This window comes from Streptococcus sanguinis SK1 = NCTC 7863 (assembly GCF_000194945.1).
Lineage (GTDB): Bacteria > Bacillota > Bacilli > Lactobacillales > Streptococcaceae > Streptococcus > Streptococcus sanguinis.
Genome location: NZ_GL878509.1, coordinates 293,262 through 306,666, shown reverse-complemented (window position 1 = coordinate 306,666; position 13,405 = coordinate 293,262). Strand labels below are relative to the sequence as shown.

General features: G+C 44.3%; 13 protein-coding genes. 8 read left to right on the top strand and 5 right to left on the bottom strand.

Annotated elements, in window-relative coordinates; all coding sequences use genetic code 11:
• Positions 1-230 precede the first annotated feature (230 nt).
• Positions 231-668 (top strand): arginine repressor, encoded by a 438-nt coding sequence (argR, locus tag HMPREF9378_RS02250; RefSeq protein ID WP_002902018.1) that lies wholly within the window; start codon positions 231-233, stop codon positions 666-668.
• Between the two features lie 78 nt (positions 669-746).
• Positions 747-3,296: a DNA mismatch repair protein MutS gene (gene mutS, locus HMPREF9378_RS02255; RefSeq protein ID WP_002914198.1), complete on the top strand. Its 2,550-nt coding sequence runs from the start codon at positions 747-749 to the stop codon at positions 3,294-3,296.
• 48 nt (positions 3,297-3,344) lie between these two features.
• Here the strand turns inward: mutS and HMPREF9378_RS02260 are convergent, their stop codons facing one another.
• Positions 3,345-3,815: a DUF3021 family protein gene (locus HMPREF9378_RS02260; RefSeq protein ID WP_002914197.1), complete on the bottom strand. Its 471-nt coding sequence runs from the start codon at positions 3,813-3,815 to the stop codon at positions 3,345-3,347.
• On the bottom strand, positions 3,812-4,252 hold the full coding sequence (locus tag HMPREF9378_RS02265) for a LytTR family DNA-binding domain-containing protein (RefSeq protein ID WP_002914196.1): 441 nt from the start codon (positions 4,250-4,252) through the stop codon (positions 3,812-3,814). The genes HMPREF9378_RS02260 and HMPREF9378_RS02265 overlap by 4 nt, the downstream gene beginning before the upstream one ends.
• A 184-nt stretch (positions 4,253-4,436) precedes the next feature.
• On the opposite strand from HMPREF9378_RS02265, the gene mutL reads away from it, so the two are divergent.
• A complete protein-coding gene (gene mutL / locus HMPREF9378_RS02270; RefSeq protein WP_032909469.1) occupies positions 4,437-6,380 on the top strand; it encodes a DNA mismatch repair endonuclease MutL in 1,944 nt (647 codons plus the stop codon).
• A gap of 48 nt (positions 6,381-6,428) precedes the next feature.
• Here the strand turns inward: mutL and HMPREF9378_RS02275 are convergent, their stop codons facing one another.
• Together HMPREF9378_RS02275 and HMPREF9378_RS02280 are read right to left on the bottom strand one after the other, a co-directional pair.
• Positions 6,429-6,938, bottom strand: a complete 510-nt coding sequence (locus tag HMPREF9378_RS02275; RefSeq protein ID WP_002902024.1) for an RDD family protein — start codon at positions 6,936-6,938, stop codon at positions 6,429-6,431.
• The gene (locus HMPREF9378_RS02280; RefSeq protein WP_002902025.1) at positions 6,922-7,425 is read right to left on the bottom strand and encodes a helix-turn-helix domain-containing protein; all 504 of its coding nucleotides are present in this window, start codon (positions 7,423-7,425) and stop codon (positions 6,922-6,924) included. The genes HMPREF9378_RS02275 and HMPREF9378_RS02280 overlap by 17 nt, the downstream gene beginning before the upstream one ends.
• A gap of 169 nt (positions 7,426-7,594) precedes the next feature.
• On the opposite strand from HMPREF9378_RS02280, the gene ruvA reads away from it, so the two are divergent.
• On the top strand, positions 7,595-8,185 hold the full coding sequence (gene ruvA, locus HMPREF9378_RS02285; protein ID WP_032909470.1) for a Holliday junction branch migration protein RuvA: 591 nt from the start codon (positions 7,595-7,597) through the stop codon (positions 8,183-8,185).
• A gap of 9 nt (positions 8,186-8,194) precedes the next feature.
• Positions 8,195-8,767 carry a DNA-3-methyladenine glycosylase I gene (locus HMPREF9378_RS02290; RefSeq protein ID WP_002914194.1) on the top strand — a complete coding sequence of 191 codons (573 nt, stop codon included), beginning with the start codon at positions 8,195-8,197 and terminating at the stop codon, positions 8,765-8,767.
• A gap of 9 nt (positions 8,768-8,776) precedes the next feature.
• On the opposite strand, the gene HMPREF9378_RS02295 is transcribed toward HMPREF9378_RS02290, so the two are convergent.
• Positions 8,777-9,625, bottom strand: a complete 849-nt coding sequence (locus tag HMPREF9378_RS02295; RefSeq protein ID WP_002902030.1) for a helix-turn-helix domain-containing protein — start codon at positions 9,623-9,625, stop codon at positions 8,777-8,779.
• A gap of 598 nt (positions 9,626-10,223) precedes the next feature.
• Here HMPREF9378_RS02295 and HMPREF9378_RS02305 point away from each other — a divergent pair.
• The 3 genes from HMPREF9378_RS02305 (at position 10,224) to recA (ending at position 13,375) form a co-directional block, all read left to right on the top strand.
• On the top strand, positions 10,224-10,502 hold the full coding sequence (locus HMPREF9378_RS02305) for a bacteriocin immunity protein (protein ID WP_223310420.1): 279 nt from the start codon (positions 10,224-10,226) through the stop codon (positions 10,500-10,502).
• 409 nt (positions 10,503-10,911) lie between these two features.
• On the top strand, positions 10,912-12,168 hold the full coding sequence (locus HMPREF9378_RS02310; protein ID WP_032910581.1) for a competence/damage-inducible protein A: 1,257 nt from the start codon (positions 10,912-10,914) through the stop codon (positions 12,166-12,168).
• Between the two features lie 58 nt (positions 12,169-12,226).
• Positions 12,227-13,375: a recombinase RecA gene (recA, locus tag HMPREF9378_RS02315; RefSeq protein WP_002914192.1), complete on the top strand. Its 1,149-nt coding sequence runs from the start codon at positions 12,227-12,229 to the stop codon at positions 13,373-13,375.
• Positions 13,376-13,405: the final 30 nt, after the last annotated feature.

Below are 13,405 nucleotides of genomic sequence, written 5' to 3'. Positions count from 1 at the left end.
AATTTTTGGGCTAATAGGAATTTTTCTGATATAATAAGAGGGATAAGAACCTGTATTTATAGATGAGTTTTCTATCTAATTGCTTTCTTCTCTATTACTCTTCGTTAAAGTTTTTTGTTTATTCTCAGTATTCCTGCAAATCTTTGCCTAGATTGATGGAGAAGCAGTTTTTCATCGGATGGAGTATTCTTCATGAATGCAGCTTCTAAATATTCAATAATGAGGTAAAAATGAGAAAGAATGACCGTCATCAGTTAGTCAAAACGATGATTAAGGAGGAAAAGCTAGGAACGCAAAAGGAGATTCAGGATCGTCTGGAAGCGCAAGGGATTTATGTGACGCAGACTACCCTGTCGCGTGACCTCCGTGAAATCGGCCTGACCAAGGTTAAGAAGAAGGGGCTGACTTATTATGTTTTGGCGCATGAGACTGAGGAGATTGATTTTATAGAGTTTTTAGCCAAGCATGTGGAGAGTGTGGCCAGGGCAGAGTTTAGTCTGGTTCTTCGTACGGGCCTGGGAGAGGCAACAGTGCTGGCCAATGTCGTGGATAGCTCGTTCGATAGCCGTATTCTGGGAACCGTTGCAGGTGCTAATACTCTTTTAGTAGTTTGCCGGGATCAGGCAGCGGCTCAGGAGATTGAGGAGCAAATACAGGAAGTGATGTAAGAATCACAGTTTTTTCAGGAAAAATGGAGAGGTTTGAGACAGAAGTCCTGACCTCGTTTGTTTTTAGAAAGGATAGAGATGGCAGTAGAAAAGTTATCGCCAGGCATGCAGCAGTATTTGGATATCAAAAAGGACTATCCAGATGCTTTCTTGCTCTTTCGGATGGGGGATTTCTATGAGTTGTTTTATGATGATGCGGTCAATGCCGCGCAAATTTTAGAGATTTCTCTCACCAGCCGTAATAAAAATGCTGAAAATCCCATTCCCATGGCTGGAGTTCCCTATCATTCGGCTCAGCAGTATATTGATGTTTTGGTTGAGTCAGGCTATAAGGTGGCGATTGCGGAGCAGATGGAAGATCCCAAGGAAGCCAAGGGAGTTGTCAAGCGGGAGGTCGTTCAGGTTATCACACCGGGGACGGTGGTGGACTCCAGTAAGCCGGACTCTGCGAATAACTTTCTGGTGGCTTTGGATTACTCGGATAGCCTCTATGGTCTGGCTTATATGGACTTGGTGACCGGTGAGTTTCAGGTGACTAGTTTAGAGGACTTTAGCCTGGTCTGCGGGGAAATCCGCAATTTGAAAGCTAGGGAAGTGGTGCTGGGCTATACCTTGCCAGAAGCTGAGGAGCAGGTCTTGGCTGGGCAGATGAACCTCTTATTGTCCTATGTACAGACGGCCTTGGACGATGTCCAGCTGCTGGGCGAGGAGCTGTCTCCGATGGAACGTCAGGCAGCAGGGAAATTGCTGGAGTATGTGCACCGGACTCAGATGAGGGAGCTCAGTCATTTGAAGAAGGCCCAGCATTATGAAATCAAGGACTTTCTGCAAATGGACTATGCCACCAAGGCAAGTCTGGATTTGACAGAAAATGGTCGTTCAGGCAAGAAGCACGGCAGTCTTTATTGGCTGATGGACGAGACTAAGACGGCCATGGGGGGCCGCATGCTGCGCTCTTGGATCCAGCGACCGCTGATTGATGAAGCGCGAATTAGCCAGCGGCAGAATGTCGTCGAGGTTTTTCTGGATCATTTCTTTGAGCGGAGTGATTTGATGGAGAGCCTCAAGGGAGTCTATGATATCGAGCGGCTGGCTAGTCGGGTGTCTTTTGGCAAGACCAATCCCAAGGATCTGCTGCAGCTGGCAGCAACATTGGGCAATGTGCCTCAGATTAAGGCTATATTGCAAGGAATCGGTAGCCCGCATCTAGCTCGTTTGATTGAGGGCTTGGATCCTATTCCAGAGTTGGCAGGCTTGATTAGCTCAGCTATTTCGCCGGATGCGCCCCATATCATCACCGAGGGCAATATCATTCGGACCGGTTTTGATGAGACCTTGGATCAGTATAGGCTTGTGCTGAGAGAGGGGACTGGATGGATTGCGGAGCTGGAAGTTAAAGAACGTGCTAACAGCAGCATCAGCAATCTGAAGATTGATTACAACAAAAAAGATGGTTACTATTTCCATGTGACCAATTCCCAGCTGACTCATGTGCCTAGTCATTTCTTCCGCAAGGCGACCCTGAAAAATTCGGAGCGTTTCGGAACGGAAGAGCTGGCCCGGATTGAGGGAGAGATGTTGGAGGCGCGTGAAAAATCTGCTAATTTGGAATACGAGATTTTCATGCGGATTCGCGAGGAAGCTGGCAAATACATCCAGCGCTTGCAGGCCTTGGCACAAACGCTGGCAGCTGTAGATGTCCTGCAGAGTTTTGCTGCGGTAGCGGAGCAGCAGCATTTGGTGCGCCCTGTCTTTACTGCAGAGCGCCGTCTGCAGATTGAAAAAGGCCGGCATGCTGTTGTGGAAAAGGTCATGGGAGCCCAAAGCTACATCCCAAATAGTATTCTGCTGGACCAGAAAACGGACATCCAGCTGATTACCGGGCCTAATATGAGCGGGAAATCAACTTATATGCGCCAGCTGGCTATCATCGTCATTATGGCACAGATGGGATCTTATGTGCCCGCTCAGTCTGCCAGTTTGCCACTATTCGATGCGATTTTCACTCGTATTGGTGCGGCAGATGATTTGGTGTCCGGCCAGTCCACTTTTATGGTGGAGATGATGGAGGCCAATCGGGCCATTCGACAGGCTAGCGAGCGTTCGCTTATTCTCTTTGATGAGCTGGGCCGTGGGACGGCGACTTACGATGGGATGGCGCTAGCTCAGGCTATTATCGAGCATATTCATCACTATACTGGAGCCAAGACACTCTTTGCCACTCATTATCATGAGCTGACAGCCTTGGAGGATAGCTTGGAGCATTTGGAAAATGTCCATGTGGCAACCTTGGAAAAGGACGGGCAGGTGACTTTCCTGCATAAGATTGAGCCAGGTCCGGCTGACAAGTCCTACGGAATTCATGTGGCGAAGATTGCCGGACTTCCTAAGAAATTGCTGGAGCGGGCGGATAGCATTTTGAGTCATTTGGAGAGTCAGGGCACCGGTCTAGACTCAGAGCTTCCTGCTGAATCCAGCCCAAAACAGTCACAAGTGGCGGAGCAGATGTCTCTTTTTGCAGAAGGGCCGGAAAATCCGGTCCTGACTGAACTCCGAGACCTGGACATCTACAATATGACTCCCCTGGAAGTCATGGCGGTGGTAGCTGAGTTGAAGAAGAAGTTGTAAAAATAAAGAACAGACTTGTGAATGCCTCAAGTCTGCTCTTTTTATTTCTCACGATTTTCTAGACAAACCGCTATTGATTTTTTGAATGTTGCGGTAAGTGCGGTAGTAGATGGCACCTGAAATGATTAGATAGATGAGGGTGAATTCCCCGACGGCAGTCAGTGTCAGGCTGAGTATTTTTTCTCTTGGAAAAAATCCAGCTAGATTAGCTAAAAGTGCAAAGGTCAGAATCATCACACCATAGTGGCTGACAATGGAGCGCAGGATGCTCCAGTCTCTTTGGAAGAAGCTTCCACTCCATCTGAAAATAGCTCCCATGATAAACCAGATAAGCATGCAGTAGAGCATGATGAGGGAAACATGGACATGCTGGCTCAAAAAGAAGTGGCCGATAGGAGAGCGAGGATGAAGCGGTAGATAAGCTGGATTGTAAAAATAAGAAACAATCATGGAGAAGAAGAGACCGATGAAAATCCCTCCAATCCCTCCGAAAAAGAGCTCTTTAAGACGAGTTTTCATAATTGCAACCTTTCTTTAATGGATTTGAGATAGCGGCGGGACGAGTAAGTCTGATCACCGTTTTTCAGAAATATTTGAATCAGACCATTTGGAGTCAGCTTGAGGTGGCTGATTTGTCGGCTGTTGATAATCTCCGACTGAGAAATCTGCAGGAAATACTCCGGCAGGACCTGCAGCAACTGATAAAGAGCTTGTTGAGCTCGATAGCCGTCTTTTGCTGTTCGAACCTGAATCTGGCGATTTTCTGTATAGATTCGGTGGATTTCCTTAGCATCCAACAGATAGATGTCGTCCTCTTTCTTGACATGAATCTTGTCTTTTTTGCCTAGATGTTGAGCAAAGTGGACCAATTCCTGAATGCTTTCTGTCATGAGGCGAGCCTCAATGCTGACGGAGTCTTCGGTAACTTGAGAATCAATTCTTGGCTTAACTTTCATAACTTCCTCCTTTCACCTTTATTAAACCGCAACATGGCAGAGAAAACAAGCCCTTTTGCCTATGTGGCAGCTATTTGTGTCTATCTGGTTTGTCTTTTGCACAGAATGGTTGAGAAAAGGCTCCCTTCTGATAGAAAGAGCCCAATGTGTTATAATAGATAGCAGAACAAATACGGAGAAAAAGATGTCAAAAATTATCGAACTTCCAGAAATTCTAGCCAATCAGATTGCGGCCGGTGAGGTTATTGAGCGGCCCAGCAGTGTAGTCAAGGAGCTAGTGGAAAATTCAATTGATGCGGGTGCAAGCCAGATTACCATCGAAATCGAGGACGCCGGACTCAAGAGCATTCAGGTGACAGATAATGGTGAGGGAATAGACCACGAAGATGTTCCTCTGGCCCTTCGCCGTCATGCTACCAGTAAAATCAAGAAGCAGGCGGATCTCTTTCGGATTCGGACGCTGGGTTTTCGTGGCGAGGCCATTCCTTCCATTGCTTCTGTCTCGCGTTTTATCATTGAGACAGCGACGGAAGCCGGCCAGCACGGGACTCTGCTGGTTGCCCAGGGTGGCGAGATCGAAGAGCATGAGCCTACTAGCAGTCCGGTAGGAACGAAAATCAAGATAGAAGATCTCTTCTTTAATACTCCAGCCCGGCTCAAGTATATGAAGAGCCAGCAGGCAGAGCTTTCCCATATCGTTGATGTGATTAATCGGCTTAGTCTGGCCCATCCGGAAGTGGCTTTCACCCTTATCAGTGACGGCCGCGAAATGACACGGACTGCCGGCAGTGGCAATCTGCGTCAGGCTATTGCAGGCATCTATGGTCTGGCAACAGCCAAGAAAATGGTGGAAATCTCTGCTTCAGATCTGGACTTTGAAGTGAGCGGCTATGTCAGCCTGCCTGAGCTGACTCGTGCGAATCGGAATTATATTACGATTCTCATCAACGGTCGCTACATTAAGAATTTCCTGCTCAATCGTGCTATTTTGGACGGCTACGGCAGCAAGCTGATGGTAGGCCGCTTTCCACTAGCGGTCATCAATATTCAGATTGACCCCTATCTGGCCGATGTCAATGTCCATCCGACCAAGCAAGAGGTGCGGATTTCTAAAGAGCGGGAACTCATGGCCTTGATTTCGCAAGCCATTGCGACTAGTCTCAAGGAGCAGGACCTTATCCCTGATGCTTTGGAAAATCTAGCCAAATCAACTGTTAAGCGTGCCAATAAGCCCGAACAGACCAGCCTTCCCCTTAAAGAAAATCGCCTCTACTACGATAAGGAGCAGAATGACTTCTTCCTCAAGCCACAGGTGGCAGAGCAGCAGTTATCCTTCGAAGAATCAGCGGAGCCTGTTCATGAAGCGACCGATGAAAAAGCAGAGTCGCAACCGACTTCAGTCAAATTTGCAGAGAGAAAGCTGGCCAGCTATGACCAACTAGACCAGCCAGAGCTAGATCAAGCCAGTCTGGAGCGGGCTGTAGATAAGTTGGAACAGGAAGAGAAGTCAAGCTTCCCAGAGTTAGAATATTTCGGCCAGATGCATGGCACCTATCTCTTTGCTCAGGGCAAGGGCGGTCTTTACATTATTGACCAGCATGCTGCTCAAGAGCGGGTCAAGTATGAGTATTATCGGGAGAAGATTGGAGATGTGGATAATAGCCAGCAGCAGCTCTTGGTACCCTATATCTTTGAATTTCCAGCGGACGATATGCTGCGAATCAAGCAGCGGATGGAGCTGTTAGAAGATGCTGGCATCTTTTTAGAAGAGTACGGAGCCAATCAGTTTATCCTCCGTGAGCATCCGATTTGGTTCAAGGAAGAGGAGATTGAGGCCGGCATCTATGAGATGTGTGATATGCTTCTCCTGACCAAGGAAGTTTCCATCAAGAAATATCGAGCGGAGCTGGCCATTATGATGAGCTGCAAACGATCCATCAAGGCCAATCACAGTCTGGATGATTACTCTGCGCGTGACTTGCTCTTTCAGTTATCCCAGTGTGACAATCCTTACAACTGCCCTCACGGCCGACCGGTCTTAGTCAACTTTACCAAGTCGGATATGGAAAAAATGTTCCGCCGCATTCAGGAAAATCATACTAGCCTGCGGGAATTGGGGAAATACTAAACTGTATAGAAGATCAAACAGCCCTAGTCATGGAACTAGAGCTGTTTTTTAATGTTTGAGCTGAACTTGCGTTTCAGCAAGCAAATCAGCTGGATGACGTTTGTCCTTGCGAAGCAGTCCCATCAGTAGAAAGATTAAGAAGAGAATCCCTGCTGAAGTTGACAGAAAAATTGACAGGGTATCTGCTTGATAAGCACTACGGATAGCTCCCATATGTCCCAGCTGCCAAGGAAAAAATTTGATAGCAGAGCGCAAAAGGCTGTGGGCAAAGCTCCTATGCTTGTAAACCAACTGTAAACCTGCCCAACGCTTGCCAAAACTGCCTTTTCTATAGTCTAGCCATGCAAAGATAATAGTTAGAGGAAGGACTGAGGTAGAAAAAGCCAGAAGCTGGCTCTGGGCTTCAGTGAATACAGGAATGCCTTTTAGAACCAGATTATAAAAGCCCATAGCTAGTAAAAAAAGAGCAATGAGGTAGCCCGAGATAAAGAGCCAGTCGCCAAAGAGTTCTTTCAGACGAGTTTTGACTGGTATGGGATTGTCAGTTTTTAGTTTCATCTTTAGCACCTTCTTTCTTAAAATCATCAAGGCCTATAACCTTGTCCAGATACTTTTTCTTGATTTTTAGCGCCTTGTTAATAGCCATTGCTGATGCGATCAAGAGGAAGAAGGTCAACCAGACCAGAGCAGTGAATTTTGCTGGAAAGCTAGAACCTGCGAAGAAGAGAAAGATAGCCAAGGCAGATATAAAAATATACAGAACCTGCCAGAAGCCATAAGATTTCACTTCCTTATAGTAGCGATCTTTTTCGTCTTCTGAGAGGACGGGTTTTATTTCCGGCTTGTCACCTTCTTCTAAAAGCAGATAATCCGTCGTCACTTGGAAAATCTTGCTCAGTTCTACAACTTTTTCGAGTTCTGGCAGTGCTTGACCAGACTCCCACTTGGAAATGCTCTGGCGAGAGACATTGATCTGTTCAGCCAGTTTTTCTTGTGACCAGCCTTTTTCTTTTCTTAGTTCAAATAATTTATCGGCGAGTTTCATGATTGCAGCCTCCTTTTCTTTGCTAACTCTATCCTAACAGCTTTTAGTTATCTTGAGAATACAGCTTCCTGTACATTTTGTCAACCGCTGGTTGCACTTCTATTTGCAGTTTCCAGACAGAAAATATGATATACTAGATAGGCAAAATGATACAAAAAGAAGGAAGATTATGTACGAATATTTTAAAGGAATTATTAGCAAAATTACAGCCAAATACATTGTGTTGGAAGTCAACTCTATCGGCTATATTCTTCATGTGGCCAATCCTTATGCTTACTCAGGGCATCTTCATCAGGAAGCCAAGGTCTATGTGCACCAGGTGGTGAGAGAAGACGCGGAGCTCCTTTACGGCTTTGCGACTGAGGAGGAGAAGCAACTCTTTCTCAGCTTGATTTCAGTCTCAGGTATTGGCCCAGTGTCTGCTCTGGCTATCATTGCGGCGGATGATAATGCTGGCTTAGTGCAAGCCATTGAGCAAAAAAACATCACCTACCTGACCAAGTTTCCTAAGATTGGCAAGAAGACAGCCCAGCAGATGGTGCTGGACTTGGAAGGCAAGGTAGTGGCGGCAGATGGTCCGTCAGAAAGCAAGGCGCCCGTCCAGACTATGGATAATCAGGAGCTGGAAGAAGCCATGGAAGCCATGCTGGCTTTGGGCTACAAAGCTGCTGAGCTCAAGAAAATCAAGAAATTCTTTGAAGGCACGACGGATACAGCAGAAAACTATATCAAGTCTGCTCTTAAGATGTTGGTGAAATAGGAGAAAGTTATGACTAAACGCTGCGGCTGGGTAAAAATGAACAATCCCTTGTATGTAGCCTACCATGATGAGGAGTGGGGCAAGCCTCTCCATGATGATCATAAATTATTTGAATTGCTCTGCATGGAGACCTATCAGGCTGGACTTTCTTGGGAGACCATTCTGAATAAACGCCAGGCTTTTCGGGAAGCTTTTCATTTCTATGATGCCCAGAAAATTGCTCAGATGACGGATGCGGATCTGGATGCTCTTTTAAATAATCCTGATATCATCCGCAATAAGATGAAGATCTATGCGACTAGGGCTAATGCCCAAGCTTTTTTAGCTGTTCAAAAGCAGTTTGGCTCTTTTAATGACTATATCTGGTCCTTTGTAGATTTCAAAACGATTGACAATGAAATTCTGGACTACAAGGAAGCGCCAGCCAAGACAGAGCTGTCAGAAACTATGTCCAAGGCGCTGAAAAAGCAAGGCTTCAAATTTGTCGGTCCTGTTTGTGTCTATTCATTCCTAGAAGCCGCTGGCCTCATCAATGACCATGAAAATGATTGTGACTTCAATCCACATAAAAATACCGTTTGAGAAAAACTCTCAACGGTATTTTTCAATTTCTTCTTTTAGCGATTTTACTAGCTCTTTTTCATCGGCAAGTTGTAGTAGAGCAATCCCTTTTTTTATTAATTCGTTATCATTTTTGCAAATTCCAAGTCGAATCTGTGAAAGCCCGAGGGAATCATAACGTTTTTCTTTTTTTGAAAAATCGTAAATGTACTTAGTAATTTCAGCGCATTCTCTCTTTAATCCATTATAAAGATAGATGGTAGAAAGGTTGACTAAAAGACCGATTTGTACATTATTCCCATAGCGAAATGATTGGTATTTCTTTATACTATTTAAAATCTTTTGGGTAAATTGTTTGATATTTTCTAAAGGGAAGAAATAAAGGATAGTAGAAAGAAGTCGAAAATCACTTTCATACCAAGTGTCCTGTTTTTCTAAATACGCCCAAATTTTATTGGTAGTAGCATTAATTTCTTTTGTCTCAGAAATTCCATTTTGTCTCAGATGAATAGTAATATTGATGATATCTAAAGCATGTTTAATCGGAATATCGGAATGTTTACATAGATATGCCTCGCATTCTCTCTTTAATTGTAACAAACCTTTCGTCCCTACAATAGTCTCACCTTGGTTATAAAGAGAATTTAAAATTTTCTGTCTCTGACTAGGTTGATAATAATCACAAATGTATTTAAATTCTTCTAGTGTCATATCTATCTGGCGAAGTAAAAAAATCATGGTATCGAACTTTGGCACGACTTGTCCACTTTCAATTCGTGCCAAAGTTGAGCGAGCTAAAAAATCCCCACAAATTTCTTCTTGAGTCAGCCCTTTTGATTTTCTAATTTCTTTATAGATTTTTCCATAATCCCAGCGCATAAGAACCCTCTTTGAAAATGTTACTAAAAGCTACGTTTTGAAAAAATGTTTTAAAATAGTATATCATGAAATAGAAAGGAGGGCAAAGGTGGGAAAAACAAAGCGCAAATTTATTTTGCTAGTAATGATTATTGTTAATGTATTTCCATGGTGGTGGCCTTGGGAATAGGTCTAAATATGAAAGAGAGGAGGGTGAGCCCAAAAGGCTAAATAAGACTTTACATTAAATTATATTACCTTTGAAAACAAGTAGTCAGTGAGGTACTAAAAATGAGGAAAAGCAGAATAAAATGGTTTTATTCCGTTGTTTTGTTGGTATTTGTTTTATTTGCACCTGTAGCAAGTATCAGAGCTGATATAGTGAACAGCGGAGAGGTAAAAATACAAGGAGAGGTTCCACGATATACTGACCCGGCCAATCAGTTTTACTATAGATATACAGCGAAACCTTATGATTTTTATTATAATCCTTATACAGGTGAGTGGAAAATGGTTCAAGTAATACCCACTTTACAGCACATGGTAAATGTTATGTTTGATGGTTGGGCTAGATACGGACCGTGGGTACCGCGTGTTTATAGATAAGGAGATAGCTGCTGTGAGAAAAGCTAAAGAAAAAGAGCTTTTACATCTATTGCAAGAAGTATACCATTTAGATACGACTAAAAAGGATGAGAAATTTTCACAGCTAATCTTATCTACTGTTTATAAGATTGAAAATGGTAAGAATGCTTCAATTGAGTGTGTCCGTCTAATCCCTTTTTTAAATCAGTATCTATTGTCTGCCCCTTCAAAAGAATTAGTAGACTTACAGACCTTCTTGCAAAGGGAAAGTAATTTTTACAGGGGCTGGATTAGTTTTTTTAGCTGGTTTTAGTTGTATTTAAAAGAACCTGGGACAAAAGTCCAACCTCAAATATAAAAAGCGAACAAAACTAGTTTTCTGGTAATCAGAATTCTGCTTTGTTCGCTTTTCGTATTTAATTATAGATTTGAAGGGCTTAATAATTAAGATTTTTAAAAATTGAAATCTTTTTGTCCCAAACTCTTTTTATTGGAATTTATCTCTCCATTATAAAAAGATTCAAACCATTTGCCAATAGCATTTTCCTAACAATCTAGTTATTCTGCATAACACCAGTCATTCTTAAAAGTTTTCCACAGCATGTTGACAAGTTTGTAAAGGAACTTGACAGCTCTTTTTATTTCCTGGAATGAAAATCAACTTTTTTAAGATTTTTTGTGATAAAATAAAGCCAATTCCGAATAGTAAGGTAGGAGGTTCTATGAAAGCAGAAATTATTGCTGTGGGCACTGAGATTCTGACCGGTCAGATTGTCAATACCAATGCCCAATTTTTATCTGAAAAACTGGCGAGTCTGGGGATTGATGTCTATTTTCAGACAGCAGTAGGGGACAATGAAAATCGTCTCCTCTCTGTTTTGGAAATTGCTCAAGGACGCAGTAATCTAATTATCCTGACAGGAGGCTTGGGCCCAACAGAGGATGATTTGACCAAGCAAACCTTGGCTAAGTTCTTAGGGCGCGAGCTCATTTTTGATCCTCAGGCTGTGGAAAAGCTGGATCGCTTTTTTGCTAGCCGGCCGGATTATGCTCGAACGCCCAATAATGAGCGTCAGGCCCAGCTGGTCGAAGGCTCAACTCCGTTGTCAAATGCGACCGGCTTAGCTGTCGGAGGATTGTTAGAAGCAGACGGAGTGACCTATGTAGTCCTGCCTGGCCCGCCTAGTGAGCTCAAGCCCATGGTCAATAACGAGCTGGTTCCCCTCTTATCCACAGGTCAGAAATTGTATTCACGGGTGCTGCGCTTCTTTGGTATCGGCGAGAGTCAGCTAGTGACTATTTTGGCAGAAATGATTGAACAGCAGAACGACCCCACCATTGCTCCTTATGCAAAGACAGGGGAAGTTACCCTGCGACTGTCCACCAAGGCTCTGAGTCAGGCAGAAGCTGACACCAAGTTTGAGGCTGTGGAAAAGTTAATTTTGGCACACAAGACTTTTGAGGGACATTCACTGTCAGAGATTTTCTATGGTTATGGGGATGACAATTCCTTGGCACAGGCGGCTTTTGACTTGCTGAAGAGTCAAGGAAAGACGATTTCGGCGGCGGAGAGTCTGACAGCAGGGCTCTTTCAGGCGACCTTGGCTGATTTTGCTGGAGCCTCTTCCATTTTTTCAGGTGGCTTTGTCACCTACAGCATGGAGGAAAAGAGCCGGATGCTGGATATTCCGTTGGGAGACCTGGAGAAGCACGGTGTCGTTTCCGCTTTTACGGCTGGGAAAATGGCAGAGCAGGCTAGAAAGCTGACCGAAAGTGACCTAGCTGTCAGTCTGACAGGTGTGGCTGGTCCAGATTCACTGGAAGGCCATCCAGCAGGGACCGTTTTTATCGGCTTAGCAAGTGCTTCAGGAACAGAAATTATTAAGGTCAATATTGCTGGACGCAGTCGGCGTGATGTGCGGAAAATTGCTGTTCTGCACGCCTTCAACCTAGTACGAAAAACTTTATTAAATAGCTGATTTTTGGTATAATGACGAAGATGGCCAAAAGACATTTTAGAAAAAACAGGAGAAATAAATGGCAAAGAAACAAAAAAAATTAGACGAAATCTCAAAGAAATTCGGCGATGAGCGCCAAAAAGCCTTGGATAATGCTCTTAAAAACATTGAAAAGGACTTCGGTAAGGGAGCCATTATGCGTCTTGGCGAGCGGGCAGAGCAAAAGGTTCAAGTTATGAGTTCTGGCTCTTTGGCCTTGGATATTGCCCTTGGTGCTGGTGGTTACCCTAAGGGACGGATTATTGAAATCTATGGTCCGGAGTCTTCTGGTAAGACAACCGTTGCCCTTCACGCTGTTGCTCAAGCGCAAAAAGAAGGTGGTATCGCAGCCTTTATCGATGCTGAGCATGCTTTGGATCCGTCATACGCGGCTGCTCTAGGTGTTAATATTGATGAGTTGCTGCTGTCTCAACCGGATTCTGGGGAACAGGGACTGGAAATTGCCGGTAAGCTGATTGACTCAGGTGCGGTGGACTTGGTGGTTGTGGACTCAGTTGCAGCCCTTGTACCGCGTGCGGAAATCGATGGCGATATCGGTGACAGCCATGTCGGCTTGCAGGCTCGGATGATGAGCCAAGCGATGCGCAAGCTGTCTGCTTCTATCAACAAAACGAAGACGATTGCGATTTTCATTAACCAGCTGCGCGAAAAAGTTGGCGTTATGTTTGGTAATCCTGAAACAACACCAGGTGGCCGTGCACTGAAGTTCTATGCTTCTGTTCGTCTGGATGTCCGTGGTAATACTCAAATCAAGGGAACTGGTGATGAGAAAGATACCAATGTTGGTAAAGAAACCAAAATCAAGGTCGTTAAAAATAAGGTAGCTCCGCCATTCAAAGAAGCTTTCGTGGAAATCATGTACGGAGAAGGTATTTCTAAGACAGGTGAGCTGATTAAGATTGCGACTGATTTGGATATCATCAAAAAAGCTGGTGCTTGGTACTCCTACAATGATGAAAAGATTGGTCAAGGATCTGAAAATGCTAAGAAGTACTTGGCTGATCATCCAGAAGTCTTTGATGAAATTGACCGCCAAGTTCGTGTACGCTATGGTTTGATTGAAGGCTATGACTTGGCAGAAGTGGTTGGCAACAAGGCTGAAAGCCCTGTGGAAACGATGGAAGAAGTGACCTTGGATTTGGACGATGCCATCGAAATTGAAGAGTAATTTTGCAAAATAGGTCGCAAGACCGATGGT

What these genes read in the sequence shown, in the direction of transcription:
- argR (WP_002902018.1), top strand. Translation starts at nt 231, where the DNA reads ATGAGAAAGAATGACCGTCATCAGTTAGTCAAAACGATGATTAAGGAG.
- mutS (WP_002914198.1), top strand. Translation starts at nt 747, where the DNA reads ATGGCAGTAGAAAAGTTATCGCCAGGCATGCAGCAGTATTTGGATATC.
- HMPREF9378_RS02260 (WP_002914197.1), bottom strand. Translation starts at nt 3,815, where the DNA reads ATGAAAACTCGTCTTAAAGAGCTCTTTTTCGGAGGGATTGGAGGGATT.
- HMPREF9378_RS02265 (WP_002914196.1), bottom strand. Translation starts at nt 4,252, where the DNA reads ATGAAAGTTAAGCCAAGAATTGATTCTCAAGTTACCGAAGACTCCGTC.
- mutL (WP_032909469.1), top strand. Translation starts at nt 4,437, where the DNA reads ATGTCAAAAATTATCGAACTTCCAGAAATTCTAGCCAATCAGATTGCG.
- HMPREF9378_RS02275 (WP_002902024.1), bottom strand. Translation starts at nt 6,938, where the DNA reads ATGAAACTAAAAACTGACAATCCCATACCAGTCAAAACTCGTCTGAAA.
- HMPREF9378_RS02280 (WP_002902025.1), bottom strand. Translation starts at nt 7,425, where the DNA reads ATGAAACTCGCCGATAAATTATTTGAACTAAGAAAAGAAAAAGGCTGG.
- ruvA (WP_032909470.1), top strand. Translation starts at nt 7,595, where the DNA reads ATGTACGAATATTTTAAAGGAATTATTAGCAAAATTACAGCCAAATAC.
- HMPREF9378_RS02290 (WP_002914194.1), top strand. Translation starts at nt 8,195, where the DNA reads ATGACTAAACGCTGCGGCTGGGTAAAAATGAACAATCCCTTGTATGTA.
- HMPREF9378_RS02295 (WP_002902030.1), bottom strand. Translation starts at nt 9,625, where the DNA reads ATGCGCTGGGATTATGGAAAAATCTATAAAGAAATTAGAAAATCAAAA.
- HMPREF9378_RS02310 (WP_032910581.1), top strand. Translation starts at nt 10,912, where the DNA reads ATGAAAGCAGAAATTATTGCTGTGGGCACTGAGATTCTGACCGGTCAG.
- recA (WP_002914192.1), top strand. Translation starts at nt 12,227, where the DNA reads ATGGCAAAGAAACAAAAAAAATTAGACGAAATCTCAAAGAAATTCGGC.